This window comes from Marinobacter confluentis (assembly GCF_004785685.1).
In the GTDB taxonomy this organism is placed as follows: Bacteria; Pseudomonadota; Gammaproteobacteria; order Pseudomonadales; family Oleiphilaceae; genus Marinobacter; species Marinobacter confluentis.
The window spans coordinates 771,955-794,979 of sequence record NZ_SRPF01000001.1; the positions used below are offsets into that span (position 1 = coordinate 771,955).

Annotated in this window: 27 protein-coding genes and 1 tRNA gene; 6 read left to right on the forward strand and 22 right to left on the reverse strand. The window is 56.5% G+C overall.

Annotated features, from left to right (window positions below):
* Positions 1–209: 209 nt before the first annotated feature.
* Both E5Q11_RS03560 and metH read right to left on the reverse strand, forming a co-directional pair.
* Positions 210–440, reverse strand: a complete 231-nt coding sequence (locus E5Q11_RS03560; RefSeq protein WP_135802005.1) for a DUF2970 domain-containing protein — start codon at positions 438–440, stop codon at positions 210–212.
* Between the two features lie 14 nt (positions 441–454).
* Complete coding sequence (gene metH / locus E5Q11_RS03565; protein ID WP_135802006.1) at positions 455–4,153, reverse strand: methionine synthase; 3,699 nt, start codon at positions 4,151–4,153, stop codon at positions 455–457.
* Positions 4,154–4,378: 225 nt separating this feature from the next.
* Here metH and nfuA point away from each other — a divergent pair, with 225 nt between their 5' ends.
* From nfuA to E5Q11_RS03580, 3 genes are all read left to right on the forward strand, one after another.
* A complete protein-coding gene (gene nfuA / locus E5Q11_RS03570; RefSeq protein WP_135802007.1) occupies positions 4,379–4,966 on the forward strand; it encodes a Fe-S biogenesis protein NfuA in 588 nt (195 codons plus the stop codon).
* A 135-nt stretch (positions 4,967–5,101) separates the two neighbouring features.
* A complete protein-coding gene (locus tag E5Q11_RS03575; protein WP_191964452.1) occupies positions 5,102–6,295 on the forward strand; it encodes a DUF445 family protein in 1,194 nt (397 codons plus the stop codon).
* Between the two features lie 10 nt (positions 6,296–6,305).
* A complete protein-coding gene (locus E5Q11_RS03580; protein WP_135802008.1) occupies positions 6,306–6,632 on the forward strand; it encodes a hypothetical protein in 327 nt (108 codons plus the stop codon).
* Positions 6,633–6,648: 16 nt separating this feature from the next.
* Here the strand turns inward: E5Q11_RS03580 and E5Q11_RS03585 are convergent, their stop codons facing one another.
* The 5 genes from E5Q11_RS03585 to E5Q11_RS03605 are packed head-to-tail and all read right to left on the reverse strand — an operon-like array spanning position 6,649 to position 8,777.
* Positions 6,649–6,975 (reverse strand): TusE/DsrC/DsvC family sulfur relay protein, encoded by a 327-nt coding sequence (locus E5Q11_RS03585; protein WP_135802009.1) that lies wholly within the window; start codon positions 6,973–6,975, stop codon positions 6,649–6,651.
* Between the two features lie 3 nt (positions 6,976–6,978).
* On the reverse strand, positions 6,979–7,257 hold the full coding sequence (tusB, locus tag E5Q11_RS03590; protein ID WP_225314950.1) for a sulfurtransferase complex subunit TusB: 279 nt from the start codon (positions 7,255–7,257) through the stop codon (positions 6,979–6,981).
* Between the two features lie 14 nt (positions 7,258–7,271).
* Positions 7,272–7,622, reverse strand: coding sequence for a DsrE family protein (locus E5Q11_RS03595; RefSeq protein WP_135802010.1), 351 nt, complete (start codon positions 7,620–7,622; stop codon positions 7,272–7,274).
* A gap of 1 nt (position 7,623) precedes the next feature.
* The gene (gene tusD, locus E5Q11_RS03600) at positions 7,624–8,067 is read right to left on the reverse strand and encodes a sulfurtransferase complex subunit TusD (RefSeq protein ID WP_135802011.1); all 444 of its coding nucleotides are present in this window, start codon (positions 8,065–8,067) and stop codon (positions 7,624–7,626) included.
* Positions 8,064–8,777: a Bax inhibitor-1/YccA family protein gene (locus E5Q11_RS03605; protein ID WP_135802012.1), complete on the reverse strand. Its 714-nt coding sequence runs from the start codon at positions 8,775–8,777 to the stop codon at positions 8,064–8,066. The genes tusD and E5Q11_RS03605 overlap by 4 nt, the downstream gene beginning before the upstream one ends.
* A 288-nt stretch (positions 8,778–9,065) precedes the next feature.
* On the opposite strand from E5Q11_RS03605, the gene E5Q11_RS03610 reads away from it, so the two are divergent.
* Positions 9,066–9,156: transfer RNA gene (locus E5Q11_RS03610), tRNA-Ser, on the forward strand.
* 45 nt (positions 9,157–9,201) lie between these two features.
* Here E5Q11_RS03610 and E5Q11_RS03615 read toward each other — a convergent pair.
* The 5 genes from E5Q11_RS03615 to E5Q11_RS03635 all read right to left on the reverse strand — a co-directional run bounded on the left by E5Q11_RS03615 (position 9,202) and on the right by E5Q11_RS03635 (position 12,494).
* The gene (locus tag E5Q11_RS03615) at positions 9,202–9,939 is read right to left on the reverse strand and encodes a 5-oxoprolinase subunit PxpA (RefSeq protein ID WP_135802013.1); all 738 of its coding nucleotides are present in this window, start codon (positions 9,937–9,939) and stop codon (positions 9,202–9,204) included.
* The gene (gene hemH / locus E5Q11_RS03620; RefSeq protein ID WP_135802014.1) at positions 9,939–11,048 is read right to left on the reverse strand and encodes a ferrochelatase; all 1,110 of its coding nucleotides are present in this window, start codon (positions 11,046–11,048) and stop codon (positions 9,939–9,941) included. Before hemH ends, E5Q11_RS03615 begins: the two co-directional genes overlap by 1 nt.
* A gap of 44 nt (positions 11,049–11,092) precedes the next feature.
* Positions 11,093–11,518, reverse strand: a complete 426-nt coding sequence (locus E5Q11_RS03625) for a protein tyrosine phosphatase family protein (protein ID WP_135802015.1) — start codon at positions 11,516–11,518, stop codon at positions 11,093–11,095.
* A 106-nt stretch (positions 11,519–11,624) separates the two neighbouring features.
* On the reverse strand, positions 11,625–12,050 hold the full coding sequence (locus tag E5Q11_RS03630) for a DUF6691 family protein (RefSeq protein ID WP_135802016.1): 426 nt from the start codon (positions 12,048–12,050) through the stop codon (positions 11,625–11,627).
* A gap of 3 nt (positions 12,051–12,053) precedes the next feature.
* Positions 12,054–12,494: a YeeE/YedE family protein gene (locus E5Q11_RS03635; protein ID WP_135802017.1), complete on the reverse strand. Its 441-nt coding sequence runs from the start codon at positions 12,492–12,494 to the stop codon at positions 12,054–12,056.
* A 385-nt stretch (positions 12,495–12,879) separates the two neighbouring features.
* Here E5Q11_RS03635 and E5Q11_RS03640 point away from each other — a divergent pair, with 385 nt between their 5' ends.
* Positions 12,880–13,299 carry a phasin family protein gene (locus E5Q11_RS03640; protein ID WP_135802018.1) on the forward strand — a complete coding sequence of 140 codons (420 nt, stop codon included), beginning with the start codon at positions 12,880–12,882 and terminating at the stop codon, positions 13,297–13,299.
* On the opposite strand, the gene E5Q11_RS03645 is transcribed toward E5Q11_RS03640, so the two are convergent.
* The 10 genes from E5Q11_RS03645 to E5Q11_RS03690 form a co-directional block, all read right to left on the reverse strand.
* Entirely contained in the window at positions 13,300–13,932 is a 633-nt protein-coding gene (locus tag E5Q11_RS03645) for a TetR/AcrR family transcriptional regulator (protein ID WP_135802019.1), read from the reverse strand.
* A 21-nt stretch (positions 13,933–13,953) separates the two neighbouring features.
* The gene (gene xthA / locus E5Q11_RS03650) at positions 13,954–14,766 is read right to left on the reverse strand and encodes an exodeoxyribonuclease III (protein WP_135802020.1); all 813 of its coding nucleotides are present in this window, start codon (positions 14,764–14,766) and stop codon (positions 13,954–13,956) included.
* A gap of 107 nt (positions 14,767–14,873) precedes the next feature.
* Positions 14,874–15,608 carry a hypothetical protein gene (locus E5Q11_RS03655; RefSeq protein WP_135802021.1) on the reverse strand — a complete coding sequence of 245 codons (735 nt, stop codon included), beginning with the start codon at positions 15,606–15,608 and terminating at the stop codon, positions 14,874–14,876.
* Positions 15,605–16,126, reverse strand: coding sequence for a DUF2878 domain-containing protein (locus tag E5Q11_RS03660; protein ID WP_135802022.1), 522 nt, complete (start codon positions 16,124–16,126; stop codon positions 15,605–15,607). The genes E5Q11_RS03655 and E5Q11_RS03660 overlap by 4 nt, the downstream gene beginning before the upstream one ends.
* Complete coding sequence (locus tag E5Q11_RS03665; protein ID WP_135802023.1) at positions 16,123–17,394, reverse strand: SAM-dependent methyltransferase; 1,272 nt, start codon at positions 17,392–17,394, stop codon at positions 16,123–16,125. The genes E5Q11_RS03660 and E5Q11_RS03665 overlap by 4 nt, the downstream gene beginning before the upstream one ends.
* A complete protein-coding gene (locus E5Q11_RS03670) occupies positions 17,382–18,329 on the reverse strand; it encodes a DUF1365 domain-containing protein (protein WP_135802024.1) in 948 nt (315 codons plus the stop codon). Before E5Q11_RS03670 ends, E5Q11_RS03665 begins: the two co-directional genes overlap by 13 nt.
* A 2-nt stretch (positions 18,330–18,331) precedes the next feature.
* Positions 18,332–19,597 carry an NAD(P)/FAD-dependent oxidoreductase gene (locus tag E5Q11_RS03675; RefSeq protein WP_135802025.1) on the reverse strand — a complete coding sequence of 422 codons (1,266 nt, stop codon included), beginning with the start codon at positions 19,595–19,597 and terminating at the stop codon, positions 18,332–18,334.
* Positions 19,598–19,632: 35 nt separating this feature from the next.
* Entirely contained in the window at positions 19,633–20,412 is a 780-nt protein-coding gene (locus E5Q11_RS03680; protein WP_135802026.1) for an SDR family NAD(P)-dependent oxidoreductase, read from the reverse strand.
* Positions 20,409–20,876 (reverse strand): nuclear transport factor 2 family protein, encoded by a 468-nt coding sequence (locus E5Q11_RS03685; RefSeq protein ID WP_135802027.1) that lies wholly within the window; start codon positions 20,874–20,876, stop codon positions 20,409–20,411. The genes E5Q11_RS03680 and E5Q11_RS03685 overlap by 4 nt, the downstream gene beginning before the upstream one ends.
* A complete protein-coding gene (locus E5Q11_RS03690) occupies positions 20,873–21,829 on the reverse strand; it encodes an acyl-CoA desaturase (protein ID WP_135802028.1) in 957 nt (318 codons plus the stop codon). Before E5Q11_RS03690 ends, E5Q11_RS03685 begins: the two co-directional genes overlap by 4 nt.
* Positions 21,830–21,953: 124 nt before the next feature.
* On the opposite strand from E5Q11_RS03690, the gene E5Q11_RS03695 reads away from it, so the two are divergent.
* A complete protein-coding gene (locus E5Q11_RS03695; RefSeq protein ID WP_135802029.1) occupies positions 21,954–23,000 on the forward strand; it encodes an NAD(P)/FAD-dependent oxidoreductase in 1,047 nt (348 codons plus the stop codon).
* Positions 23,001–23,025: the final 25 nt, after the last annotated feature.

Here is a 23,025-nt window from a genome sequence, read left to right on the forward strand (position 1 = left end):
TAAGGCTTCCACCGTCGGGGGGTAGACTCTTTGTCGGTAAACGCATAAATTATGCGGGTTGTGTCCGAACAAAACAGAAAACAAGCACCAACAGGGAGAAAACCATGAAGAAGTCATCGACAACCGACAGCCAGGCAGATGCCATTGCCGCGGTTTTTCTGGTCATTCTGGCAGTTGCAGCGGCGGTCATCTGGGTTGCTGGCCAATAGTCACTGGTTTGCCAGCACCAGCTTTACCACCACCACCAGAGTGACAACAAAGCCCGCGGTAAACAGTATTCCGGCAATGATGTAAGGCCACGGGCTATGGCTTGAGAAATCTTCTTCCCGGCGTTTATCGGATTGCACACCGAGGGCGCCGGCCAGAACACTCTGCAGTACCTTCAGCACGCCAGGCCCTTTGCGCCGTTCCGCCGGTTGCTTATCGCTGTTTTCGCTCATCGCTTGAGTCCTGTCTATTCTGCTGGGTCGTACGCCAGGCTCGGTGCCAGCCAGCGTTCAGCGTCTGCTTTGGAAATTCCCTTGCGTTCAGCGTAGTCCTCTACCTGGTCTGCGCCAATCTTGCCCACGGCAAAATACTTTGATTCCGGATGAGAGAAGTACCAGCCGGATACCGCAGCGGTCGGGTACATGGCAAAGCTTTCCGTCAGCTCGATGCCGGCGTTCTCTGTCGCGTTCAGCAGCTCGAAAAGGGTGGCTTTTTCAGTGTGATCGGGGCAGGCAGGGTAGCCTGGTGCCGGTCGAATGCCCCGGTACCGTTCACGGATCAGGTCGTCATTTCTGAGCTTCTCATCCGTTGCGTAGCCCCAGAATTCCTTGCGTACCCGCTCGTGCATGCACTCGGCAAACGCCTCGGCCAGCCGGTCGGCCAGCGCCTTGACCATAATCGCGTTGTAGTCGTCGTTCCTGTCCTTGAACTCGAGGGAAAATTCTTCCGCGCCAATCCCGGTGGTCACCGCAAAACCGCCAACGTAATCAACCGGGCCTTCACCCTCCGGTGCCACAAAGTCTGACAGGGCGACCATCGGCTTGCCCTTGGACTTTTCGTCCTGCTGTCGCAGGTGGTGCAGGATGGTCAGTTCTTCAGTGCGGGTTTCATCCGCGTACAGCACGATGTCGTCACCACGGCGGTTTGCCGGCCAGAACCCGATGACGGCTTTGGCAGACACGCGTTTACCGTCAATCATCTGGCGCAGAATCTGTTGACCGTCTTCGAACAGGCTTTTGGCAGCGGCGCCGCGTTTGGGATCGTCGAATACAGTTGGGTATTTGCCGGCGATATCCCAGGAAATAAAGAAGGGCGACCAGTCGATGTACGGTTCAAGGGCTGCGAGATCATAGGTTTCGAAGGTGCGAACACCGGTAAATGCGGGCTTCGGCGGCGTGTAACCTTCAAACGAAATCTCAGGGGCGCGGCCTCGGGCTTCTTTCAGGGAAACCAGCTTGGTTCGTTCGCCCCGATTCTTGCGGCGTTCGCGAATCTCTTCGTACTCGGTGCGGGTGTTCTCGACAAGCTTTGATTTGCCCGTCTTGCTAAGCAACTGGGAGGCCACATTGACGCAGCGTGAGGCATCCGACACATAAAGAGACAAATCGTTTTTATACTGGGGCTCAATCTTGACCGCCGTGTGTGCCTTGGAGGTGGTGGCGCCACCGATCATCAACGGAATATTGAAGTTCAGCCGCTGCATTTCCCGGGCGACGTGGACCATTTCATCCAGAGACGGCGTGATCAGGCCGCTGAGGCCGATGATGTCGACATTTTCCTTGATCGCCGTGTCCAGAATCTTGTCACAGGGGACCATGACACCCATGTCAATCACTTCGTAGTTATTGCACTGCAGCACCACGCCGACAATGTTCTTGCCAATGTCGTGTACATCACCCTTCACCGTGGCCATCAGAATCTTGCCCTTGGCCTGCTGGCCTTCGGATTTCTCCGCTTCGATGTAGGGGATCAGATGGGCCACCGCCTGTTTCATCACGCGGGCACTCTTGACCACCTGGGGCAGAAACATCTTGCCATCGCCGAACAGGTCGCCGACGACGTTCATGCCGTCCATCAATGGGCCTTCGATCACCTCAATGGGGTGTTCGGCGCGCAGGCGACAGGCTTCAGTGTCATCAATGATGTAGCTGGTAATCCCTTTAACCAGCGCATGTTCCAGACGTTTTTCAACCGGCCACTCCCGCCAGGCCAGATCCTCTTCCTGGGTTTTGCCACCCTTGCCGCGATAGCGCTCGGCAATTTCCAGCAGGCGGTCAGTGGCGTCGTCCCGGCGGTTGAGCACAACGTCTTCCACCAGTTCTTTCAACTCCGGGTCAATCTCGTCGTAAATCACCAACTGGCCGGGATTGACAATACCCATGTTCATACCCGCTTTGATGGCGTGGTACAGGAACACCGAGTGGATGGCCTCGCGCACTGCGTCGTTGCCCCGGAAGGAGAAGGACACATTGCTGACGCCGCCGGAAATGGACGTGTGAGGCAGGTTTTCACGGATCCAGCGGGTAGCGTTGATGAAATCCACCGCATAATTGTTGTGCTCTTCGATACCGGTGGCGATGGCAAAAATGTTGGGGTCAAAAATAATGTCTGCCGGGTTAAAGCCAATACCGGTGAGCACGTCATAAGAGCGCTTGCAGATCTCGGTCTTGCGCTCATAGGTATCAGCCTGGCCGTCTTCATCAAAGGCCATGACGACCACCGCTGCGCCGTAGCGCATGCAGTCCCGGGCGCGTTTGATGAACTCTTCCTCGCCTTCTTTCAGGCTGATGGAGTTGACCACCGCCTTGCCCTGAACACAGCGCAGACCGGCCTCGATGACGTCCCATTTTGACGAGTCAATCATCAGGGGCACCCGGGAAATATCCGGCTCCGAGGCCACCAGCTTCAGGAAGATCTCCATGACCTCCTTCGAATCCAGCATGCCCTCGTCCATGTTGATATCGATGATCTGGGCGCCGTTTTCTACCTGGTCCCGGGCAACGCTCAGGGCTTCCTCGTACTGTTCTTCCTTGATCAGGCGCAGGAAGCGTTTGGAGCCGGTCACGTTGGTGCGCTCACCCACGTTGATGAACAGGGTGTTTTCGTCCGCGGTGTAGGGCTCAAGGCCGGATAGCCGCAGCGCAGGCTTGGGTGACGGAATCTTGCGCGGTGGATACTTGGCAACCGCGTTGGCGACGGCCTCGATGTGGTCTGGACGCGAACCACAGCAGCCGCCAATGATATTCAGGAAGCCGTCCCGGGCGAAGCCCTCGATGATATCCGCCATTTCTTCCGGCGTCTGATCGTATTCGCCAAATTCGTTAGGCAGCCCGGCATTGGGGTGGGCGCTGACGTAGGTGTCTGCTCTGGCAGACAGTTCCTCGACGTAGGGTCGCAGGGCGTCGGCCCCCAATGCACAGTTCAGGCCCACGGAAATGGGTTTTGCGTGGGCAATGGAATTCCAGAATGCCTCGGTGGTCTGGCCCGAGAGAGTACGGCCGGAGGCGTCAGTGATGGTGCCGGATATCATGATCGGCAGCGTGATTCCACTGTCCTCGAAATATTGCTGGGTGCCGTAAATGGCGGCCTTTGCGTTCAGCGTGTCGAAGATGGTTTCGATCAGGATCAGGTCACAACCGCCTTCCACCAGGCCGGCTACTGCTTCGTAGTAGTTGTCGACCAGGGTCTGGAAATCAACGTTGCGGTAACCGGGGTTGTTTACGTCCGGTGAAATGGATGCTGTGCGCGACGTAGGACCGACGGCTCCAGCCACAAACCGCGGTTTGTCGGGATTCCGCGCGGTGAATTCATCCGCAACTTTGCGCGCCAGTTCAGCCGCAGCAACGTTGAGCTCTTTGGCAATGGACTCGAGGCCATAGTCAGCCTGGGACAGCCGGGTCGAGTTAAACGTGTTGGTTTCGATAATATCCGCGCCGGCTTCCAGGTAATCCGCATGGATATTGCGGAGCAGGGCAGGCTGGGTCAGGTTCAGCAGGTCATTGTTGCCCTGTACTTCGCGGTCGTAGTCCGCAAATCGATCACCCCGGAATGCCGCTTCGTCCAGCTTGAGGTTCTGAATCATGGTGCCCATGCCGCCATCCAGCACCACAATTCGGTCTTTGAGGGCTTGAGACAGTTGCTCCAGGCGGGTTCTACGATCGGTCATAACGTTAATTCCGGGTTTCATGTTTGATTCAGATTTGATTCAGGTTTGACTCAAAGCCGCGGGATGATAGCAAAAATGCATCGCATCGTCCTGTTGCCAGGCGGGAAAGCCTGACTATTTTACTTGGTCTTTCATGTTGGCGCGAACTCACTTAAAATGGTGGACAGTGTAAAACGGAACTCTCAAACGGAACTCTCGAACCTCATTCTTGAACAGGTTGTTATTATGGCTCTGGTGACTGTGACCGATCCCGCACGGGATTATCTCGCTCAACTTATCGAAAAACAGGACGTTGAAGGCATGGGTGTCCGGATTTTCGTGACCCAGCCGGGCACCAAGAACGCTGAAACCTGCCTGGCGTACTGCCCGCCCAACGAAGTGGTTCCGACCGACGAACAGGTCGATCTGGAAAAGTTCACTCTCTACCTGGACCACAACTCGGTTCCGTTTCTGGAAGAGGCCTTCGTTGACTACTCCAAGGACCAGATGGGCGGTCAGCTGACCATCAAGGCGCCCAATGCCAAGGTGCCCAAGGTTGATGACGATGCCCCGCTGCCTGACCGAATCCAGTACGTGCTGGCCTCAGAAATCAACCCGAACCTGGCCGCCCACGGCGGCGAGGTGTCGCTGGTGGAAATTGCCGATGAATCAGTGGCTGTGCTACGTTTTGGCGGCGGTTGCCAGGGCTGCAGCGCGGTTAGCCTGACCCTCAAGCAGGGCGTTGAGACCACCCTGCGCGAGCGGGTACCGGAAATTACGGCGGTGAGGGACGTAACAGATCATAGTTACACCGAAAACGCCTACTATCAGTAAGAGGCGGCGTTGACAGTCTGTGATCAAGCCGGCGAATGCCGGCTTTTTTGTGTCTGCTCGGCCAATGCTTTTGGTAGTGGGTTTGGCTCATGATCGGAAGCACATGCGCACCTATTTACCTGACTGGGGCACCACTTGGTTGATCTAGCGCTTATCTCAGTGCCATTGGTGGCAGCCGTCGTAGGCTGGTTCACCAACTGGCTGGCAATCCAGATGTCGTTTTACCCGGTCCAGTTCCTTGGGGTTGGCCCTATCGGCTGGCAAGGAGTGATACCGCGCAAGGCCGAAAAAATGGCCCACATCTGCATTGACCGGACACTCCAGCAATTTGGCGACCTGAACGCCGTATACCGCAAACTGGAACCGGAAAAGATCGTCGAGCAGGTGGTGTCCCAGGTGGGGCCGCGCATGGACGAGTACATTGATGAGGTCATGTATGAGCTCCAGCCCGTGCTCTGGGATAATCTGCCGCTGTTCGTGCGCAATCGCATCTACCGCTGGGGTCGGGAGCAACTGCCCAAACGGATTGAATCTCTGGTCGAAGACTTTGGCGATGACCTGAATGATCTCGTCGATCTCAAGGCCCTGCTCAGCCGCGAGCTGGCAAAGCATCCGGACCTGATGAACCGCATTTTTCAGCAGGCGGGGTCGGCGGAACTGAAATCGGTAATAAACAGAGGCGCCATAATTGGCGGGCTGCTGGGCGCGATACTGGCGCCGATCTGGTCAGCCTATCCGGCGCCATGGCTTCTGCCGGTGGGCGGTTTCGTGGTTGGTTTTCTGACCAACTGGATTGCCATCAATCTGATTTTCAGGCCGCTGCGGCCCAGGCGAATCCTGTTCTGGAAGCTTCAGGGGCTGTTCCTGAAGCGCCAACCGGAAATCAGTGATGTTTGGGCAACACTGGTCGCTGAAGAACTGATTACCGTGGAAAAGGTCGCGGATGCCATGATCAACGGTCGCCGCGGCGACCGAACCCGGGCGATTATCCAGAAACATCTGCGACCGCTGCTGGACAACTCGGTGGTGATGAAGTTGACGGCCCAGGTCACCGTCGGAATGACCGGCTACACCGACCTGAAGAAAGCCATGAATCAGAAAGCGGTACTGGCCACTCACGATGTGTTCAGCGACCCGGCCTTCAATCGCGACCGGGCCCCGGTAGTTGCCAGCGCCCTTGCCGAACAGATGAAAGCGCTGGGCCCGGAGGAATTTCAGGACATCCTGCGCCCGGCGTTTCGTGAGGAGGAAGTCCAGCTGATGCTGGTTGGTGGCGTGCTCGGCCTGCTGGCCGGCGCAATTCAGTTTCTGATTCTCAACAGTCTATAGGAGTCGCCTGATGACAATTGAATGGATGTTTGCGGCGGTTGTTGCGGCGTCTGCGATAACGGTGCTTCTCGTTCTTCTCGGCTTCTGGGTGTTTGTTATAAGGCCTTATCTGGACGCCAGGGCAAAGGAGATCATCGCAGCGGCGGAACGAATCGAACCGGCTGTGAAACGGGGTGTCCGGGAAGGGATGGAAGAGACACTGATGGAATTGCCCGAAACCACTCTGAAGGAATCCGGCCGTCAGGTCAGGCGGTTCGGCACCGGGCTTTTCGAAAATGGCCTGAGCAGCCTTCTGGGCGACGCGCCGAACTCATCCCGCAAGAAATCTGATAGCTGATCTGCGCAACGCAGCACTACAGGCAATTGGTTGGCCGCGGCAGACCGGCGATGCGACAGGCGGTTTTCGCCGGTGTGCCAGGGAACAGCTGCATCAGGTAAATGCTGTTCCCCTTGTCCTCCCCGAACCGCTCCCTGACCGCTTTGACGAACAGTCGATTTGAGGGGGGCGACACTTGATAATCCCGGTAAAAATCACGGAGGAACTTTATGATTTCCCAGTGATTTTCCGAAAGCGAAATGCCGTCTTCGCGGGCAATGAACTCCGCTATCTCCGGGTACCAGTGTTCCGGCTTCTCAAGGAATCCTTCACTGTTACGTTCTGGCATTGGGCCGTCAGTCATGCTTCACCAGCTAATAACCTTTCCGGCGGTGGCTGTCAGTTCAACCATGTCGTCAAACGAGATCACCCGGTCCTCACCGATCTGGCCAATAAGCCCTCTTGCCTCAAGGTCGGGAGCAAGGGCATACCAGCGGTCAGGTGCTGATGTCGGCAGTTGGACCACTGCCAGAACGCCATTCTCAATAAATACCAGGCCGTCTTCTGGGCCAATGGCCTCGAGGCACAGATGGTGGCGATAGTGTTCCGGTGGCTTGTTCAGAATGTGCAGGGTTCTATCTGGCATCATCACTCTCGTTTCTAGCCTGCAAAAGTGACATGGTCATAGCGGCTGGTCAGTTCCGGGCCTACGGCAGTTACCGTCACACCGTCAAGCAGGTCGGTTTGCGTCAGCCCGTAGCGGTTGCATGCCTCGGTGCATGCCAGTAAGGCTTCAACACCAAAGATCGGCGCCGCCGCGAGATTCCGTTCAACAGATTTCTGGCCGACTTTACCGGCATTCTGCCCTTTGCGCAGCCAGTTAACACCAGCTCCGCAGAACATCAAGGTAACCGGTTGATCGAATGCTGCCAGTGAAAACGCCATGTCCAGTGCTTCCCGGCCTTCCCAGGAGCCATAGGGCGGCTGGTCAATGATGATCAGCGTACTCATGTTAGCTTCCCCTGTGAAAGTACAGGATGCGGGAATCCGACGCCACACTGTCTACCCATTCGCCAAGACCGGCTATTTCAAAGGGTTCGCGGAGATTGGCGGCAGGAAGCTGGTATCGTTTGCTTTCCGCTTCGTTAACCAGCCCCCGACGCAAGGCAGACGCAATACAGGCGACCGCCGGAATCTGGTTTGCCAGAAGAAACTCGGACCAGCTCCGGGCCAGATCCGTCTCGTCGGATGGCGGCGCAGCCAGGCTTGAGGCCAGGTGAACGCCGTCGCCGTAGAGAAACACCCGATCAATCTTCTTGCCTGCGGCGACTGCCGCGCTGGCAAAATGGAGCGCAGTCTGCGGCGCCTGGGAGGAGTAGGGCGCGCCTGTGATCACCAACGTAAAAACCCCGGCACGTGCCGGGGTTTCTGTCTGCTCGATCAAGCGATTGATCATTCGCTGGAGAACGCGCCAATCAGGTGCAGCAGGCTGACGAACAGGTTGTAGATGTTGAGATACAGACCGGTGGTCGCCAGAATGTAGTTGGTTTCGCCGCCGTTAACGATGCGGCTGGTGTCATACAGGATGAAACCAGACATCAGGAAGACGATAGCTGCACTCAATGCAAGACTGAATACGGTGACGTCAACACCAAACATGGCGGCGACGAAAGTGCCCAGCATGGCCACAATGACCACCATCAGGCCCGCGACCAGCATGCCGCGCATGAAGCTGAAGTCCTTCTTGGTGGTCAGTACATAGCCTGAAAGGCCGAAGAAGACCACGGCGGTGCCGCCCAGTGCCTGCATGACAATCTGGCCGCCATTGGACATGGCCAGATAGTAGGAAAGAATCGGTCCGAGTGACAGGCCAAGCAGGCCAGTGAAGCCAAAGACTACACCGATACCGGCAGAGCTGTTAGCCGTTCTGGGCAGGACAAACCAGATCAGCAGCAGTGCGCCGATGCTGCACATCAAACCAACCATGTGGCTGAGGCCCATGGCCATGGAAACGCCAGCCGTTGCCGCACTGAACAGCAGCGTCATGGCGAGGAGGGTATAGGTATTGCGCAGTACCTTTTTCGCGTCTGCGCCAATTGCAGCAGTCGCAGAACCGCGGTTGACCACGCTTCCCTGATTCTGAACGCTATACTGTCTGTTTTCCATTCTGACTTATCTCCGGTTTTTACAACTTAAAGGTTCAGGCAGTGAGTTCTGCCCGTTCCAGCTGTGTTGTCTCCATAATAATGGCGAATCCTGAACTTTCAATCGTTTCTGACCGTTAAGCCGTCTAAAGATTCCCTTAAATACGTTTAACCTTGCGCCACAGACTTTTATTCAGTGTTCTGTCTGTAAATCAACGTATTTTTACCTACGGATTTTTGCAGGGCGTTGACAGAACAGGCTATTACGGTATCATGCTTCCCGCTGTCGCAATGACGGCTGTGGAAAAATGGTGGGCTGGCAGAGTGGCTTAATGCAGCGGTCTTGAAAACCGCCGTACGTTAGTAGCGTACCCGGGGTTCGAATCCCTGGCCCACCGCCACTTTTCCGAGAAAATCAATAGCTTGAGATGTTTTTCCGACCTAATTTAAGCTGACTTTTCTAACGCTTCCCTGATCCGGCGTATTGCGGCGAGAGCCCCGTCAGTGTCTCCGTGCACGCACAGACTGTCTGCGGGCAAGTTCAGCCATTGCCCCGAGGTGCTGTGAATGCCGCCCTTGGTGGCGAAGCAGACAGCCTGATCAACGATCTGTTCTACTGAGTGATGTACTGCGCCGGGTAATCTGCGCGATACAAGCTGGCCCTCATCGTCGTAGGCCCGGTCGGCGAACGCTTCCAGCAGAATCGGGATGCCAACATAAGCCGCCAGTTTCCGGTGGCGTTCATGGTGTACGGTCACTGGCAACATCAAGGGCAGGGTGCTGTCGTATTTGCGGACGGCCGTCATGACCGCCTCAAGGGTTGTCATGTCACGCATCATGTCATTGTTCAGGGCGCCGTGAGGCTTTACGTAGGCAAGGCCAACCCCCTCTGCCCGGCAGAGCCCATCCAGCGCTCCGAGCTGATACAGCATCAGCGCTTCGATTTCTTCCGGCGAGTGGGGGATGGATCGTCGGCCAAAACCCTGGATATCCTGGTAGGACGGGTGCGCGCCAATGTCCACGCCGTGCCGGGCAGCAAGCGCGACCGTTTTCTGCATGACCGTGGTATCCCCTGCGTGAAAGCCGCAGGCGACGTTCGCCATGTCGATCAGGGGCATCACCCTGTCGTCCTGGCCCATCTGCCAGGCACCGTAGCTTTCGCCCAGGTCGCAGTTCAGTCTCATTACAGGCCCCGTCCGGGATACTGCGCCTGTTTCTGTGCTTCGGCGCGCTCCAGCGTGGCCGCCAGGTCTTCAGGACGGTTGGCCGGCACCTGCCAGCCCTGCAGGTTCTCTTCGATCAGCTGGGTCAGGGCGCTGATGTGGCCATGGGTGGCATTCAGTGCGGGAATGTAGCTGAAGCCGTCGCCGCCGCCTTCCATGAAGTACTCCCGGTTTTCCTCGTCGATTTCCTCAACGGTTTCCAGGCAATCCGATGAAAAACCCGGGCAGAACACATCAATCGACTCGATGCCTTTGCCTGCCAGGGATTTGAGTGTCTCATCGGTATAGGGCTGAAGCCATTCCTCGCGACCAAAGCGGGATTGGAAGGTGGTCATGTATTCGTCTTTGCCAAGACCCAGCTTTTCGGCAAGCAGGCGGGAGGTTTTATGACATTCGCAGTGGTAGGGGTCGCCCTTGGTCAGGTACTTCAGCGGAACGCCGTGATAGGACAGCACCAGCTTCTGGTTGCGGCCGTGTTTTTCCCAGTGGGCCTTGATGTGCTCTGCCATGGCTTCGATATAGGGCGGGTAATCCGGGTAATGGGATACAAACCTCAGATCCGGCAGCCAGCGCCGGCGGGTAAAGTCGTGGGCAATGGCATCGAAGGTAGAGGCTGAGGTCGACGCGGAATACTGCGGATACAGCGGCAGTACCAGCAGCTTTCGCACGCCCTGAGCCTGTAATTCATTGAGAACGTGGCCGATGCCCGGGTTGCCATAACGCATGGCGAATGCAACCACCAGGTTGTTTCCGTATTTTGTCTGTAGCTCCTTGCGGATCCCTTCGGCCTGTTTGGCCGTGTGCAGCAGCAGCGGTGAGCCCTCGGGGGTCCAGACGCCTGAGTAAGCTTTGGCAGAGCGCTTCGGGCGTATTCTCAGAATGATCCCGTGCAGAATGAGCCACCAGATGGGTCGAGGCACCTCGACGACCCTCGGGTCCCACAGGAATTCCGCCAGGTATCGACGCAGGGCTGAGCTGGTGGGGGCGTCCGGGGTGCCCAGATTGGTGACCAGCACACCGATTTTTTCTGGATGATCATGGCTGAAGTTAGCGGTACCCTTGTACTGCATGATGTAGCGTCCTGATGGAGGTGCGAATCTGAAAGATGATTGGCCTATTTACCGGACTGCTGCGCCATTCGCGGGGTCAGACCGCTGACATCGTAGCCCGCATTACGGGCCTTACTGACCACATCATCTACCGATGCGTGGCGGGCGGAGCTAAGTGCCCAAAGCACTGTGCAGCGGGTTCCGGTTCGGCAGAAGGCAATTACGGGGGCTTCGGCCTCGCGGATCATGTCATCGAAGCGGTCTACGTCAGAATCCAGGATATTGCCGGACTGGACAGGCTGATAGATCCACGTCAGCCCATGTTCCTTTGCGGCTGCTTCTAATTCAGCCATTGATGGCTGACCGGGCTCTTCGCCGTCCGGGCGGTTGGCTACCAGTGTCTTAAAGCCGAGCCGGGCCAGTTCGGCAATATCGCCCGGGTTGATCTGTGGGGATACGGAGATTCGGTCGTCAATCGGTCTGATATCCATGGTGTCTCCTGAGGGGTAGAGAGTGACAAAGCCAGATTAGGCAGAGGCCATTGGCAAGCATGATGCCACAGGCGCTGGTGTGTGTCAGAGCCCCGTGCGAAAAGTATCAGTTGGCAACGCGCCGCTTTTCCAGAAGCTCGAACAGGGCCATGCCTGCCAGCATTGCCACCACGAAGACCACAGCCTTCTGCTCGCCCGCGCCCATGGCGACCAGAGCGGGGCCAGGGCAGAAGCCTGCAAGCCCCCAACCGGCTCCAAACACCACACTGCCGACGACCAGGCGTTTGTCGATGTCGGTCTTCGTTGGAAGGCGGAATTCCAGGCCCAGAAGCGTCAACCGGCGTAATCCGGCTATCCGGAAGGCAATGACGCCCACTGCAATGGCACCAACCATTACCAGCGCCAGTGAGGGGTCCCAGAGGCCAGCAAGATCCAGGAAACCCAGTACTTTCTCCGGATTGGCCATGCCACTGATCAACAGACCCAGACCGAAAACCAGCCCGGCCAGGAACGAAACAAGTGTGAATCCCATGGTTCAGAAGCCTCCGAGCTGGTGTTTGACGACGTATACGGTCACAAAGCCCGCTGCCATAAACGTTGCTGTGGCCACCAGCGATCGTGGCGAGAACCGTGAAATACCGCAAACACCGTGACCGCTGGTGCACCCGGAGCCGTAACGGGTGCCAATGCCAACTAACAGGCCGGCGATGATGATGACAGGATAGCCTGCTTCAATCTCGATAGGCGGCAGATCGGAAAGCATCAACCAACCCAGCGGCGCGACCAGTAGACCGATGATAAAAGCCGCACGCCATGGCATGTCTCCCGGACTGGCAGTCAGCATGCCACCCAGAATTCCACTGATGCCGGCAATACGGCCGTTGAACAGAAGTAGCAGCGCGGCCGCAACACCGATCAGCGCGCCACCTGCCAGTGCAGTCCAGGGAGTGAACTGGGCCCACGCGACGTCTATCATGGAATTTTCCTCACATTAAGCTTTGGTTATAACCATACCATATAAGTATATAACAAAAAATTGGGAAGAAAAAAGCCCGGCACTGAAGGCCGGGCAGAGGCGTGCGAGTAGTATCCATGAAAGACTTCCAGACAACCGATGTCAGCGGGGACACCGGTTCCTTGAAGTATTGTACAAAATCTGTTCAATACAAGCGGAGGGCGTCTTGCTTTGATCACATTTTTTCATAATCACAGCCTGTTTATATCGGCCCGCTCAGTAGCGTCACCCCAGGGGCACAACGCCTGCCTCGAAAGTGGTTGTTTTGCCACTTTGCACTGAAATCGAATCCTGCGTGTAATACAATCGGGCTAACGATCCCGTGAATGTTTTCTGAGGTTTTTGCATGTCTGATGAGAATGATAACAAGCCGGAAACGGACGACCAGCTTGCCGGTAGAATCAAAGGGTCCGCGCGGCAGATCTGGTTAGCGGGGCTTGGCGCCTACACCAAAGCCGAGGACGATGCAGGTCGCTTCTTTGAGCGGCTGGTGCAGGAAGGGGAACAACTGGAAACTAAAACCCGTGGCGTTGTCGAAAAGCAGATCCGCTCGGTGGAGGATCGGGTAGGAGATGTGCGGCAGAAGGCGACCGGCACCTGGGACAGGCTCGAAACCATGTTCGATGAACGGGTTTCAGGGGCGTTGCGCAGGCTTGGTATTCATCGCCGTGAAGAGATTGAAGCCATGGAGCGCCGGATCCAGGCGCTGGAAGCGGAGCTGCAGAGACTGAGGGATCAGGACGAGGACCGCTCCGAGGAAGAGTAATCAGCCAATGTAATCCTGACTCATCATGGCAATCTGGTCCTGCCCGTCTTCGGCGAAATAGGGCAGCATCAGATACATCATCTGATAGACCCCCCGCCCGGGATCCACTGAATTCCGGTCATCCAGGTGCGACAGCGTGTCAAAACTGCTCCAATAACAGGCCGTCAGGGTTAACTGCTGGCAAAGCGCCTGTAGTTCATCGTCATTGATTGTCATCAGCTGCTGGCGTCTAAAGCTTTCACACAGGGTTCGGAAGCCGTCCGTTTTCTTGTTCAGAATCCGGCGGAAGCGGGTCTGAAGCTGGTCATAGCGGGACAGGACGTTCACCAGGTCTTGATACAGGAAACGGTACCTTGCAACCGTCTCGAACAGCAGGTGCAAGAAAAAGCTGAACTGGTCCAGGGAAATGTCGGCATCACCGGGCACGTCGAGCAGGTCCGCCATTTCACGCTCATAGCTGTCGAACAGCTCCTCAACTATGTCGCCTTTGCTCTTGAAATGGTAATAGAGGTTACCCGGGCTGATATCCAGTTCGTCAGAAATCAGCAGTGTGGTTACATTGGGCTCGCCGGTGCTGTTAAAAAGCGACAGACTGGCGTTGAGAATACGATCTCGGGTTTTGACTTTCTTCATCTCGCCCGCCGGGTCTGACAATTAAAGGTCAAAGCGAGCCCAGACCGGACAATGGTCCGACGGCCGCTCCATGGCTCGAATATCATAGCTGACTCCGGCGGCTCTGGCGCGCCCGGCCAATTCATCTGTGGCCATGATCAGGTCAATTCGCAGGCCGCGTTTCGGTTCACGCTCAAACCCTTTACTGCGGTAGTCGAACCAGCTGAAGGTGTCTGCTTCATCTGGGTGTAACTGGCGGAAAACATCCGTTAATCCGCGGCTCTGAACCTGGGCCAACCACTCCCGCTCTTCTGGCAGGAAGCTGCATTTACCATCCCGGAGCCAGCGCTTCATGTTATCGGCGCCAATGCCGATGTCCTGGTCCGTGGGGGAGATATTTATGTCGCCCATCACCAGCAGGTCATCGGTATGCGACCGGGTTTCGTCGATGTATCGCATCAGATCCGCGTAAAAACGTTCTTTTGCAGGAAATTTGGTCGGGTGATGGCGGTTTTCGCCCTGGGGGAAATAGCCGTTTATCACGGTCAGAACTCGGCCGTTGACTGTGAACCGACCGGTAATCAGCCGGCGTTGAGCGTCCTCCGAGTCCCAGGGGTAGCCTTTCTGGACTGAATCCGGGCTCTGTTTCGACAGCAGAGCAACACCGTAATGGGTCTTTTGTCCATGGAAGTGCACCTGGTAACCAAGATCGCGGATGGCCTGTTCGGGGAACTCATCATCCCGGACTTTGGTTTCCTGGAGTCCGATTACATCAGGATTCAGGCGTTCAATAACCGCCTCTAGCTGGTGAAGCCGGGTGCGGATACTGTTGACGTTGAAAGACACGAACATCATTGGAATTCAGGCCCCTGCAAGTGGTCATGTGAAATCAAGCCGAGGGTCGAATCCTACCACATCAGGGGCTTAGGGTATCAGGTCGGGGCGGGCCGACCTTGTAGAATTCAGGGGGTCAGTTCACATTCCGGCATTGCTTCAATGTCGTACCGGATATGGGCTGTGAAGTTGGCGTCTTCATTTTCCCGGATATTGGTGAGGCCGAGGTAATCCGTCAGCAGCCCGTCGCTGTTGTAGCCCAGCACAATGGGGTCGACCAGAAACCCCAGCAACCGGCTTGTGGTGCGAATCCGGACCACATGGTCCGCGTCGATCCGGTCATCGCTGGCAGGCTCAAGTGTGAACCCGTAATAGTCTCCCCGGGTTGGGGCGACCATCTCGAACTCCACCGATTCGCCATTCTCGACAACGGTTTTCCAGTTCTGGCGCACAAAGTTGTCGAAACCCGCATCGGCAACCAGTGAGGAACTCACGTTTAGCGTTGCTTCTTCGGTAGATCCGGAGGGAGCCTGCCAGATGATCTCGAGGGTTTCGTCATCACGATTGTTGATATCCAGGGTTTCAGAAAATCCCGGCTGCCTGAAATCAACGGTCGGTCGCAGGGCAGATTCTGTATAGGAGAGATCTTTGGTGGCAAACGCACCCTCATTCGAGCGGGTGTACTCCACTGAATGGCTTTCCGGGTTGAACTGCCCCTGTTGGCAGCTGCCAGTAACCACATGGCTTTCCTGGTAAAGGGCGTCGCCACCGTCGATAGGCGTTGCAGTGCCGACAAAGCGGATTTCAGAGCCAAGAGCACTGGCCGGTAGTGCCAGCGCAGCCATGCACACGAAGGTCTTCATTGTACAAGCTCCGGATATAGCGTTTTACGGATGAACAGCAACAGTGGAAACACCACCAGCCAACCTACGGCAAGCGCTGCCAGCGACAGTGTCAGGTCCGGAAGTTCTACAGCACCCATTTTACTGGCAGACCAGTAAGCGAAGGGCCCAGCGACCGGAGCACAGACGAACGGCAGCCAGGGTTTGGCACTGATCCACGACAGCGAGTGGGACAGAGTGGTGCTGAACGCCGCCCACAGGCCGAGAATCCAGATCGGCGTGAGCTGGAAGCCTTCAACGCCGTTATCCATCACGCCCACATTGAACCAGAGGCCGTCCAGAAGCCCACCAATCACCACGCCAGCGCCGATGAACTGGAGTTCGGCCATACGTGCCTGACTGATGAACGCAAGATGAAAAGCGACGATCAGAACCACCAGCCCCACTGCGCCCAGACCGGGGTAGAGCACACAGGCAAACCAGCCCACCTGGAACAGCACGAAATTGATGACGTTGCGGGCAGTATCGGACTGGATCATAAGCCTGGCACGCCTGCGGTTTTGTTGTTCGGCTTGGCAAACACAATCTGGGAAACGCCAATGGCCCGCTCACTGAAGCCGGCCTCGCAATAGGCGAAGTAGAAATGCCAGAGGCGTCGGAAGGACTGGTCATATCCGGCCTTGGCCAGAATTTCCCGGTTTGCCATGAACCGCTCACACCAGTCGCGGAGCGTTCGGGCGTAATGGAAGCCGATGTCCTCGGAGTGGGTCATTACCATGTCCGAGCCGGTTCTGACTGAGCCAAGGATGGCGCCAAAAGAGGGAATGAAACTGCCGGGGAAGATAAATCGCTGGATAAAATCCACGTTCTTCAGAGCCCGCTCGTAGCGCTGCTCAGGCATGGTAATCGCCTGTACCAGTGCGAGCCCGGTGGGCTTGAGCAGGCGGCTGATCTGCGAGAAATAGCTGTCCAGAAACTGCGGACCCACGGCTTCAATCATTTCGATGGACACCAGCTTGTCGAACTGGCCTTCAAGATCCCGGTAGTCGTCAAACAGCAGGGTAATGCGGTCTTCCAGGCCTTCGGCTTTAACCCGATCACGGGCAAGGTCCAGCTGTTCCTGGGAGATGGTGGTTGTGGTTACCCGGCAGCCATGGTGTTTTGCCGCATGAATGGCAAAGCCACCCCAGCCGGTGCCGATTTCCATCACCTCATCGCCTGGTTTCAGGTCAAGCTTGCGGCAGATGGAGTCCAGCTTGTGAACGGCTGCCTCGTCCAGTGATGAGTCATGGCTGGGGTAAATCGCCGAGGAATACATCATGGTGGGGTCGAGAAAGGTTTCGAACAGGTCATTGCCCAGATCGTAGTGGGCACTGATGTTTTTCCTGGAACCTTCTTTGGTGTTCCGGTTAAGCCAGTGCAGGCCCTTCAGGGCTGGCTTGGTGATCCAGCTGAAGCGGTCTTCAAACTGGTTCATCAGGTCAATGTTACGGGTGAAAAACCGGAGCAGGGCAACTAGGTCCGGCGTGGACCAGTCACCGGCTACATAGGATTCGGCAGCGCCGACACTGCCACCGGTCAACAGATCCTTCCAGGTGCTCTGATCGTGAATAACGAGCTCTGCGGCCGGGTAGCGGGTGTCCTCGTCGCCAAAGGTGAGAACCGAGTTTTCTCCCTCACGAATCTTGAGGACACCCTGTTTAAGTTTTGACAACTGCTGACACACCAGAGATCTGGCGGCACGGCTGGTGAGCGATCCACGGACGCTGCCTTCAGCGGTTTCATACTGATTATTCAGATTCTCCATGAGCTTACCTTTCCAGTCGTTCCGGTTGTTTCTGTTGGTTTTGCGTCAGCGTCTAGGGGCGACACTGTCTGACCTGAGTCTTCGGTACCCCGTCGAAAATCCGGGCTGTCTTCCGGCAGTTTGTCGGGGTGGGTAAAGAACTGAGCGCCTTTCACTTTCAGCTTCAGGGCGTGCCAGTAGATACCGGCAGTCACCTTGAAGGCCTCAAGCGGGAATTGCCTCAGGCTTTTATGAAGTGTTTTACGATCCAGTGGCGTGCGGTGGACCACCAGGGTGGCATCGAACTGCTTCTCGTCATCCTGGAGCACGTTCATATGAACCCGAAGCTCTGGCCCACGAAAGCTGAAGGTCCAGCGGTAGTGCTGGTTCATCGGGTTGAACGGCGACACGTGAAACCGCTTGCTGAATTCGAACCGCTCGCTGCGCCAGCCGGTGTCTTTTGAATCGTCAGGCTGCCGGCGGGTTTCCAGGCAATAGGTGTGGGTTTCTTTCCAGGGTGTGTTGGTAATCTGGGCCAGGATAACCCTGGGTACGGCGCCCTGGTCCGGAATATCGCCCAGGTCATAGCAGAAGTAGAAGCTGACCGGGTTGAAGACGTATCCAAAATACCGGGGGTGGGTAATCAGTTGGACGGCGCCGTCAGGGCTCCAGCCGGTAGCCTTTTCGACCTGATTGGAAACAGCCTCCAGAAGGGTGCCATTTGCCGGTTCCAGGTAGTCCTCGCGGTGCAGGGAGAGCCAGTTGAAACGTTCCAGCGAAAACAGGGGGCTGATGCCGGTAATCGAGTCCCATTCCCGCAGGTCCAGCGCCAGCATGCCTGTATGGTAGGAAAACTCATGGTTGATCGGCGCCTTGCGACGATGACGGATACTGCCTTCCAGCCACTGACTCTGAAGGCCGGAAACGACGATGTGCCGGTTCCATGCGGCCGTCATGGTTAAAGCTCCACTCCGAAAGCTTTTGCCACCCGCAAGGCACTGACGACACCGTCTTCATGAAAGCCGTTAAACCAGTAGGCGCCGCAGAAGTGACTGCGATTGTGGCCGCCGATTTCGTTGTATCGGCCTTGAGCGGCAACTCCGTCCATGCTGAACACCGGGTGGGAATACTCAAACCGCTTGATGATTCGCGCCGGGTCAATATCCCGCGACCGGTTCAGGGTAACGCAGAAGGTTTCCGGTGCGGTGTGGAAATTCTGCAGAATGTTCATGTTGTAGGTTACTGAGACCGGCTCGGTGCTGTGGCTGGGTATGAAATAGTTCCAGGCCGCCCAGGCCCGACGGTTGGACGGCAGCACCGAGCTGTCGGTGTGCAGCACGACATCGTTATTCTGGAAGGGAATGGCGCCGAGGATCTCTTTTTCGGCGTCGGTCGGTTCCCGGATCATGCTTAAAGCCTGATCGCTGTGACAGGCAAACACCACCTGATCGAAACGCTGCTGCTCGCCGCCAACCTCAACGGTGACCCCCTCGGAATCGCGGGTGACTGACGTGACCGGGCTGTTGAGATGAGTCCGATCGCCCAGGCGCTCCATCATCGCTGATACGTAGGTCGCGGAACCTCCTGAAATGACACGCCATGTGGGTCGGTCATCCACTGACAGCATGCCGTGATTATTGAAAAACTGCAGGAAGAAGCGGATCGGAAACTGCTCCAGCACGATCTCTGGCGCTGACCAGATGGCCGCGCCCATCGGCACAATGTAGTAGTTGCGGAAGTAGCGGGAGTAGCCGTTACGGTTCAGGTATTCGCCGAGGGTCTCCCGGTCAGTGATTGCGCCGGAGGCCAGATCTTCCCGAGATTCCTTGTTGAACCGCAGGATTTCCCGAATCATTTGCAGAAACGGCAGGTTCAGCACATTGGACCGCTGGGCAAACAGTGTATTCAGACTGGTGCCGTTGTACTGCAGACCTGAAGAATGGCAGTCGACGCTGAAGCTCATGTCGCTCTTTTCTGATGCGACGCCAAGGCGGTCCATCAACTTGATGAAGTTTGGGTAGGTCCAGTCATTAAATACAATAAACCCGGTGTTTACCGGCCAGTCCTTGCCGCCAAGAGGCACCATTTCAGTGTTTGTATGGCCGCCGGCGTAGTTGCCTGCCTCGAACAGCTGAACGTCATGATGCTCAGCCAGCAGCCAGGCAGAGGTCAGGCCGGATACGCCTGCACCAATGACTGCGATGCGCTGGCGGGGGTTGGTCATGCTTTATTCCTTCGGGTTCGTTGATAAGTGCGCAATCAGCTATTCTGGCGGCTCATGCTGGCTGACATTCGGTCAATCAGGCCCTGGGGAAGGGCGCCCAGGAGTTTCAGGCTCCAGGTGAAGCGTTTCGGGAAAGCGATTTCCCGCTTGCCCTTTTTAAGCCCTTTCACGATGCGGTCTGCGGCGTCTTCCGCTGACACCAGAAACGGCATTGGAAAATCGTTCTGATCGGTCAGCGGAGTTTTCACAAAGCCTGGTGAGACAACAACCACATCGATGCCTTCGGCTGCGAGATCTGCGCGCAGCGCGTGGGCGAAGTAGGTCAGTGCGGCCTTGGAAGCGCCATAGCCTTCGGCCCTGCCAAACGGAAACCACCAGGCAGATGAGCTGACAATCACCAGGGTGGCCTGCTTTCCTTTCCTGACCGTTCGACGAAGCGCGGGCAGGGCAATGTCCAGACTTCTCGCGGTACCGACAACGTTCGTTGTCAGATTGTTTTCGATCACATCACTGCTGTATTCGCTAATGTCCAGATATTCGCAGGTACCCGCGTTCAGCACGGCCATATCAAGATCGCCCCGGGCTTCCAGATCGCTGGCAATGGCAGCAAGCTCATCTTTACTGGTGGTGTCTGCCCGGGCGGTGGTCACCTTATCGCCGGCACCAGAGGCGAGCGCATCGAGCGCTTCCTGCCTCCGCCCGGTAACGATCAGGTGATGGCCCTGTTCAATCAGGGCTTTACTCAGTGCTTCACCGATGCCGGAACTGGCCCCGGTAATCCAGATATTCGAGGGTGTTTCAAGGCGCTGGCTCATCCGGCCTTACTCCTTATCCAGCGAATGGCCTTGCCGAGAAATGGCAGGTTTTCATACAGAAGCTGCCCTACGTCGAAGTAATCGCGATGACCGGTTACCCGACCGCCATGAATGGTCAGTTGGCTGATGCCGTCTACATTGACCTGATGGCCATTGCGGATTCGCTTGTGTCTGAGCCGCATGATCCAGGGAATACAGACATGACGGCCATTAATGACCGGGTCCCCAAAATCGAACTGGCAGGAGATAACATTCTCATAGGCGCCGGTGAAGTATTCGGTGAGCTCGCCAATGCCCTCAACCTTGCAGAAGGGATCCTGGAAGGTCACGTCATCACTGTAAACGTCCGCTATATCGCGGATATTTGCAGAGGACAGATTGTTGAACAGCCTGGTGAACCGTGTGAGAGTTTCGGTAACGGAGGCACTTCCTTTGCCCATATCAATAACTGAGGCAGTACTCATGATTCTGTCCTCCTCATTTTGTCCAGTTGACGGGTTTCTTCCTTGATGTGTTCGGGAATTGGATTCATGTCCCAAATCAGCCCGAGCCTGGAGAGAATCCAGAGCCCGTACCAGGTCATGTCTATCTCGTACCATCGAAAACCCTGGCGCACGGACTGGGGCCAGCGGTGATGATTGTTGTGCCAGCCTTCGCCAAGGGTGATCAGTGCCAGCCATCCGTTATTCCGGCTGTCGTCATCGGTTTCAAACCGGCGCTTCCCCCAGACGTGTGAAAGCGAGTTGATCGATACCGTGGCATGGAACAGCACCACAGTCGATATGAAGAAACCCCACACCAGCAGCTGTAAGCCGTTTGTACCCAGCTGTGGCGCCGTTGCTGCAAGTAATTCACCCAGGCCGTAAATGCTGACGGCGGCTGCGGCAGGCACCAGCGAATCGAACCGGTTCAGGAATTTGAGCTCGGGAAACTTCATCCAGTCTTTCACTCGCCGCTCATCCATGGCAAAGCCGGCATCACAGGTAAACCAACCAAGATGGGACCACCAGAAGCCACCCTGACGCGGCGAGTGCAAGTCCTTTTCAGTGTCCGAATGCTGGTGATGGTGACGGTGATGCGCCGCCCACCAGAGCGGACCGCGCTGCGCAGCGCTGGCTCCGAGAAGGCCAAACATGAACTGGGTAATTCTTCCGGTTTTAAACGTTTTATGGGCAAAATACCGATGATAGAAACCTGTGATCGCAAACATTCGGGCCAGGAAAAAGACCGCGGCAAACACCACCGCAAAAGCGCTGGTGCCGGTCACCAATACCAGAAGGCAAGCCAGATGAAGCGAAATGAATGGAAGCACACGAATAACGTTGAACGATCGGGAATCGGTGTTCAGCTGATCCGAACCTGCCTCCGAGTCGAACCATCTCAGGATGTTTGTCAGCCAGTTTTGCACTCGGGTCATACCCTGCTTGCCTTCTAATTCACAATTTGATTCATAGTTTAGACCGGATCGCCTGGCTGTTTTCACTGGCTCAGGCGACACACACTATACGTCCCATCAACCGAATCTGGATGCATCTTTGAAAATGATTAACGAAATCCAATCCGCCCCCCGTGAAGAACAGTCTAATGGTAGAGATCTACGCTCTGTAGCGGTCATCGGTTCAGGCCTGGCGGGGCTTACTGCCGCGATTCTTCTCCAGCAACGGGGTTGCCGCGTCACCGTTTTCGAGAAAAGCCGCGGCCCCGGCGGAAGACTTGCAGCTAAAAGGGTTGAGGGCGGTTCCGCGGACATCGGAGCACAGTATTTCACCATTCGGAATCCTGAATTTCATCAATTTCTTAAACACTACGCCGGGAAGCAGCATTTTGCGCCCTGGAAAGCCCGTTTCGGCTATCAGAGGTCTCCTGGCCAGTGGGAAGCCTTCCCCGATGAGAAACGCTATGTGGGCGTGCCCCGAATGACGGCCGTCAGCCGGGCTCTTTCTGATCATGTATCGCTGGTTGCCGAAACCAGGGTCCAGAAACTGAGCCGGGACCCGTCGGGTTGGCAACTGGTTTCCACAGAAGGCCATGAGTTCGGGCCCTACCACGCAGTGATTGTTACCGCGCCGCCGGCCCAGGCCCGCGAACTTCTTGCAGGCAGCAATCTCCCGCACCTTGCCGGGCACCTTGATCAGCCGGTGAATCACGTTCAGCCCTGCTGGGCCGTTGCCGCTCATTTTGCTGAAACGCCGTTCGACCGGTATGACGGCATGCGGGTACACAGCGAAATCCTGAGCTGGGTTGGCAATAATTCCAGCAAGCCCGACCGGAATGACAGGGGTCAATGGTGGGTGCTTCACGCCAGGTCCGAATGGTCACGGGCCAATACCGATACCCCAGCAGAGCAGGTTGCTGGTGAAATGGTGCGGGAGTTCCTGGCAATCGCCGGCGCAGCCGTTCAACCGGACGATCTGGTAACCCATAGATGGCTGTACGCCAAATCTACTGACACCGATACCCCGGGGCACCTCTGGTTCCCGGACGAGCAGATTGGTCTTGCGGGCGACTGGTTGAGCGGGGGCCGGGTTGAGGGCGCGTTTAACAGCGCCAGCGCCCTGGTCAACGAGCTGTCTGCTACGGATGCCTGATCCCGCTTGTAAATCAAGGACGGTA

Excerpts from the sequence above, each read along its gene's own strand:
- hemH (WP_135802014.1), bottom strand. The coding sequence starts at position 11,048 with ATGCAGTACAAGGGTACCGCTAACTTCAGCCATGATCATCCAGAAAAA.
- E5Q11_RS03635 (WP_135802017.1), bottom strand. The coding sequence starts at position 12,494 with ATGATAGACGTCGCGTGGGCCCAGTTCACTCCCTGGACTGCACTGGCA.
- E5Q11_RS03645 (WP_135802019.1), bottom strand. The coding sequence starts at position 13,932 with ATGAAGAAAGTCAAAACCCGAGATCGTATTCTCAACGCCAGTCTGTCG.
- E5Q11_RS03625 (WP_135802015.1), bottom strand. The coding sequence starts at position 11,518 with ATGGATATCAGACCGATTGACGACCGAATCTCCGTATCCCCACAGATC.
- E5Q11_RS03585 (WP_135802009.1), bottom strand. The coding sequence starts at position 6,975 with ATGACTGACGGCCCAATGCCAGAACGTAACAGTGAAGGATTCCTTGAG.
- metH (WP_135802006.1), bottom strand. The coding sequence starts at position 4,153 with ATGACCGATCGTAGAACCCGCCTGGAGCAACTGTCTCAAGCCCTCAAA.
- E5Q11_RS03685 (WP_135802027.1), bottom strand. The coding sequence starts at position 20,876 with ATGAGTACTGCCTCAGTTATTGATATGGGCAAAGGAAGTGCCTCCGTT.
- E5Q11_RS03675 (WP_135802025.1), bottom strand. The coding sequence starts at position 19,597 with ATGACCAACCCCCGCCAGCGCATCGCAGTCATTGGTGCAGGCGTATCC.
- E5Q11_RS03595 (WP_135802010.1), bottom strand. The coding sequence starts at position 7,622 with ATGAGTACGCTGATCATCATTGACCAGCCGCCCTATGGCTCCTGGGAA.
- E5Q11_RS03660 (WP_135802022.1), bottom strand. The coding sequence starts at position 16,126 with ATGATCCAGTCCGATACTGCCCGCAACGTCATCAATTTCGTGCTGTTC.
- nfuA (WP_135802007.1), top strand. The coding sequence starts at position 4,379 with ATGGCTCTGGTGACTGTGACCGATCCCGCACGGGATTATCTCGCTCAA.
- E5Q11_RS03690 (WP_135802028.1), bottom strand. The coding sequence starts at position 21,829 with ATGACCCGAGTGCAAAACTGGCTGACAAACATCCTGAGATGGTTCGAC.
- E5Q11_RS03670 (WP_135802024.1), bottom strand. The coding sequence starts at position 18,329 with ATGACGGCCGCATGGAACCGGCACATCGTCGTTTCCGGCCTTCAGAGT.
- E5Q11_RS03680 (WP_135802026.1), bottom strand. The coding sequence starts at position 20,412 with ATGAGCCAGCGCCTTGAAACACCCTCGAATATCTGGATTACCGGGGCC.
- E5Q11_RS03630 (WP_135802016.1), bottom strand. The coding sequence starts at position 12,050 with ATGGGATTCACACTTGTTTCGTTCCTGGCCGGGCTGGTTTTCGGTCTG.
- E5Q11_RS03640 (WP_135802018.1), top strand. The coding sequence starts at position 12,880 with ATGTCTGATGAGAATGATAACAAGCCGGAAACGGACGACCAGCTTGCC.
- E5Q11_RS03580 (WP_135802008.1), top strand. The coding sequence starts at position 6,306 with ATGACAATTGAATGGATGTTTGCGGCGGTTGTTGCGGCGTCTGCGATA.
- tusD (WP_135802011.1), bottom strand. The coding sequence starts at position 8,067 with ATGATCAATCGCTTGATCGAGCAGACAGAAACCCCGGCACGTGCCGGG.
- E5Q11_RS03605 (WP_135802012.1), bottom strand. The coding sequence starts at position 8,777 with ATGGAAAACAGACAGTATAGCGTTCAGAATCAGGGAAGCGTGGTCAAC.
- E5Q11_RS03615 (WP_135802013.1), bottom strand. The coding sequence starts at position 9,939 with ATGAGACTGAACTGCGACCTGGGCGAAAGCTACGGTGCCTGGCAGATG.
- E5Q11_RS03695 (WP_135802029.1), top strand. The coding sequence starts at position 21,954 with ATGATTAACGAAATCCAATCCGCCCCCCGTGAAGAACAGTCTAATGGT.
- tusB (WP_225314950.1), bottom strand. The coding sequence starts at position 7,257 with ATGCCAGATAGAACCCTGCACATTCTGAACAAGCCACCGGAACACTAT.
- E5Q11_RS03655 (WP_135802021.1), bottom strand. The coding sequence starts at position 15,608 with ATGAAGACCTTCGTGTGCATGGCTGCGCTGGCACTACCGGCCAGTGCT.
- E5Q11_RS03665 (WP_135802023.1), bottom strand. The coding sequence starts at position 17,394 with ATGGAGAATCTGAATAATCAGTATGAAACCGCTGAAGGCAGCGTCCGT.
- xthA (WP_135802020.1), bottom strand. The coding sequence starts at position 14,766 with ATGATGTTCGTGTCTTTCAACGTCAACAGTATCCGCACCCGGCTTCAC.
- E5Q11_RS03560 (WP_135802005.1), bottom strand. The coding sequence starts at position 440 with ATGAGCGAAAACAGCGATAAGCAACCGGCGGAACGGCGCAAAGGGCCT.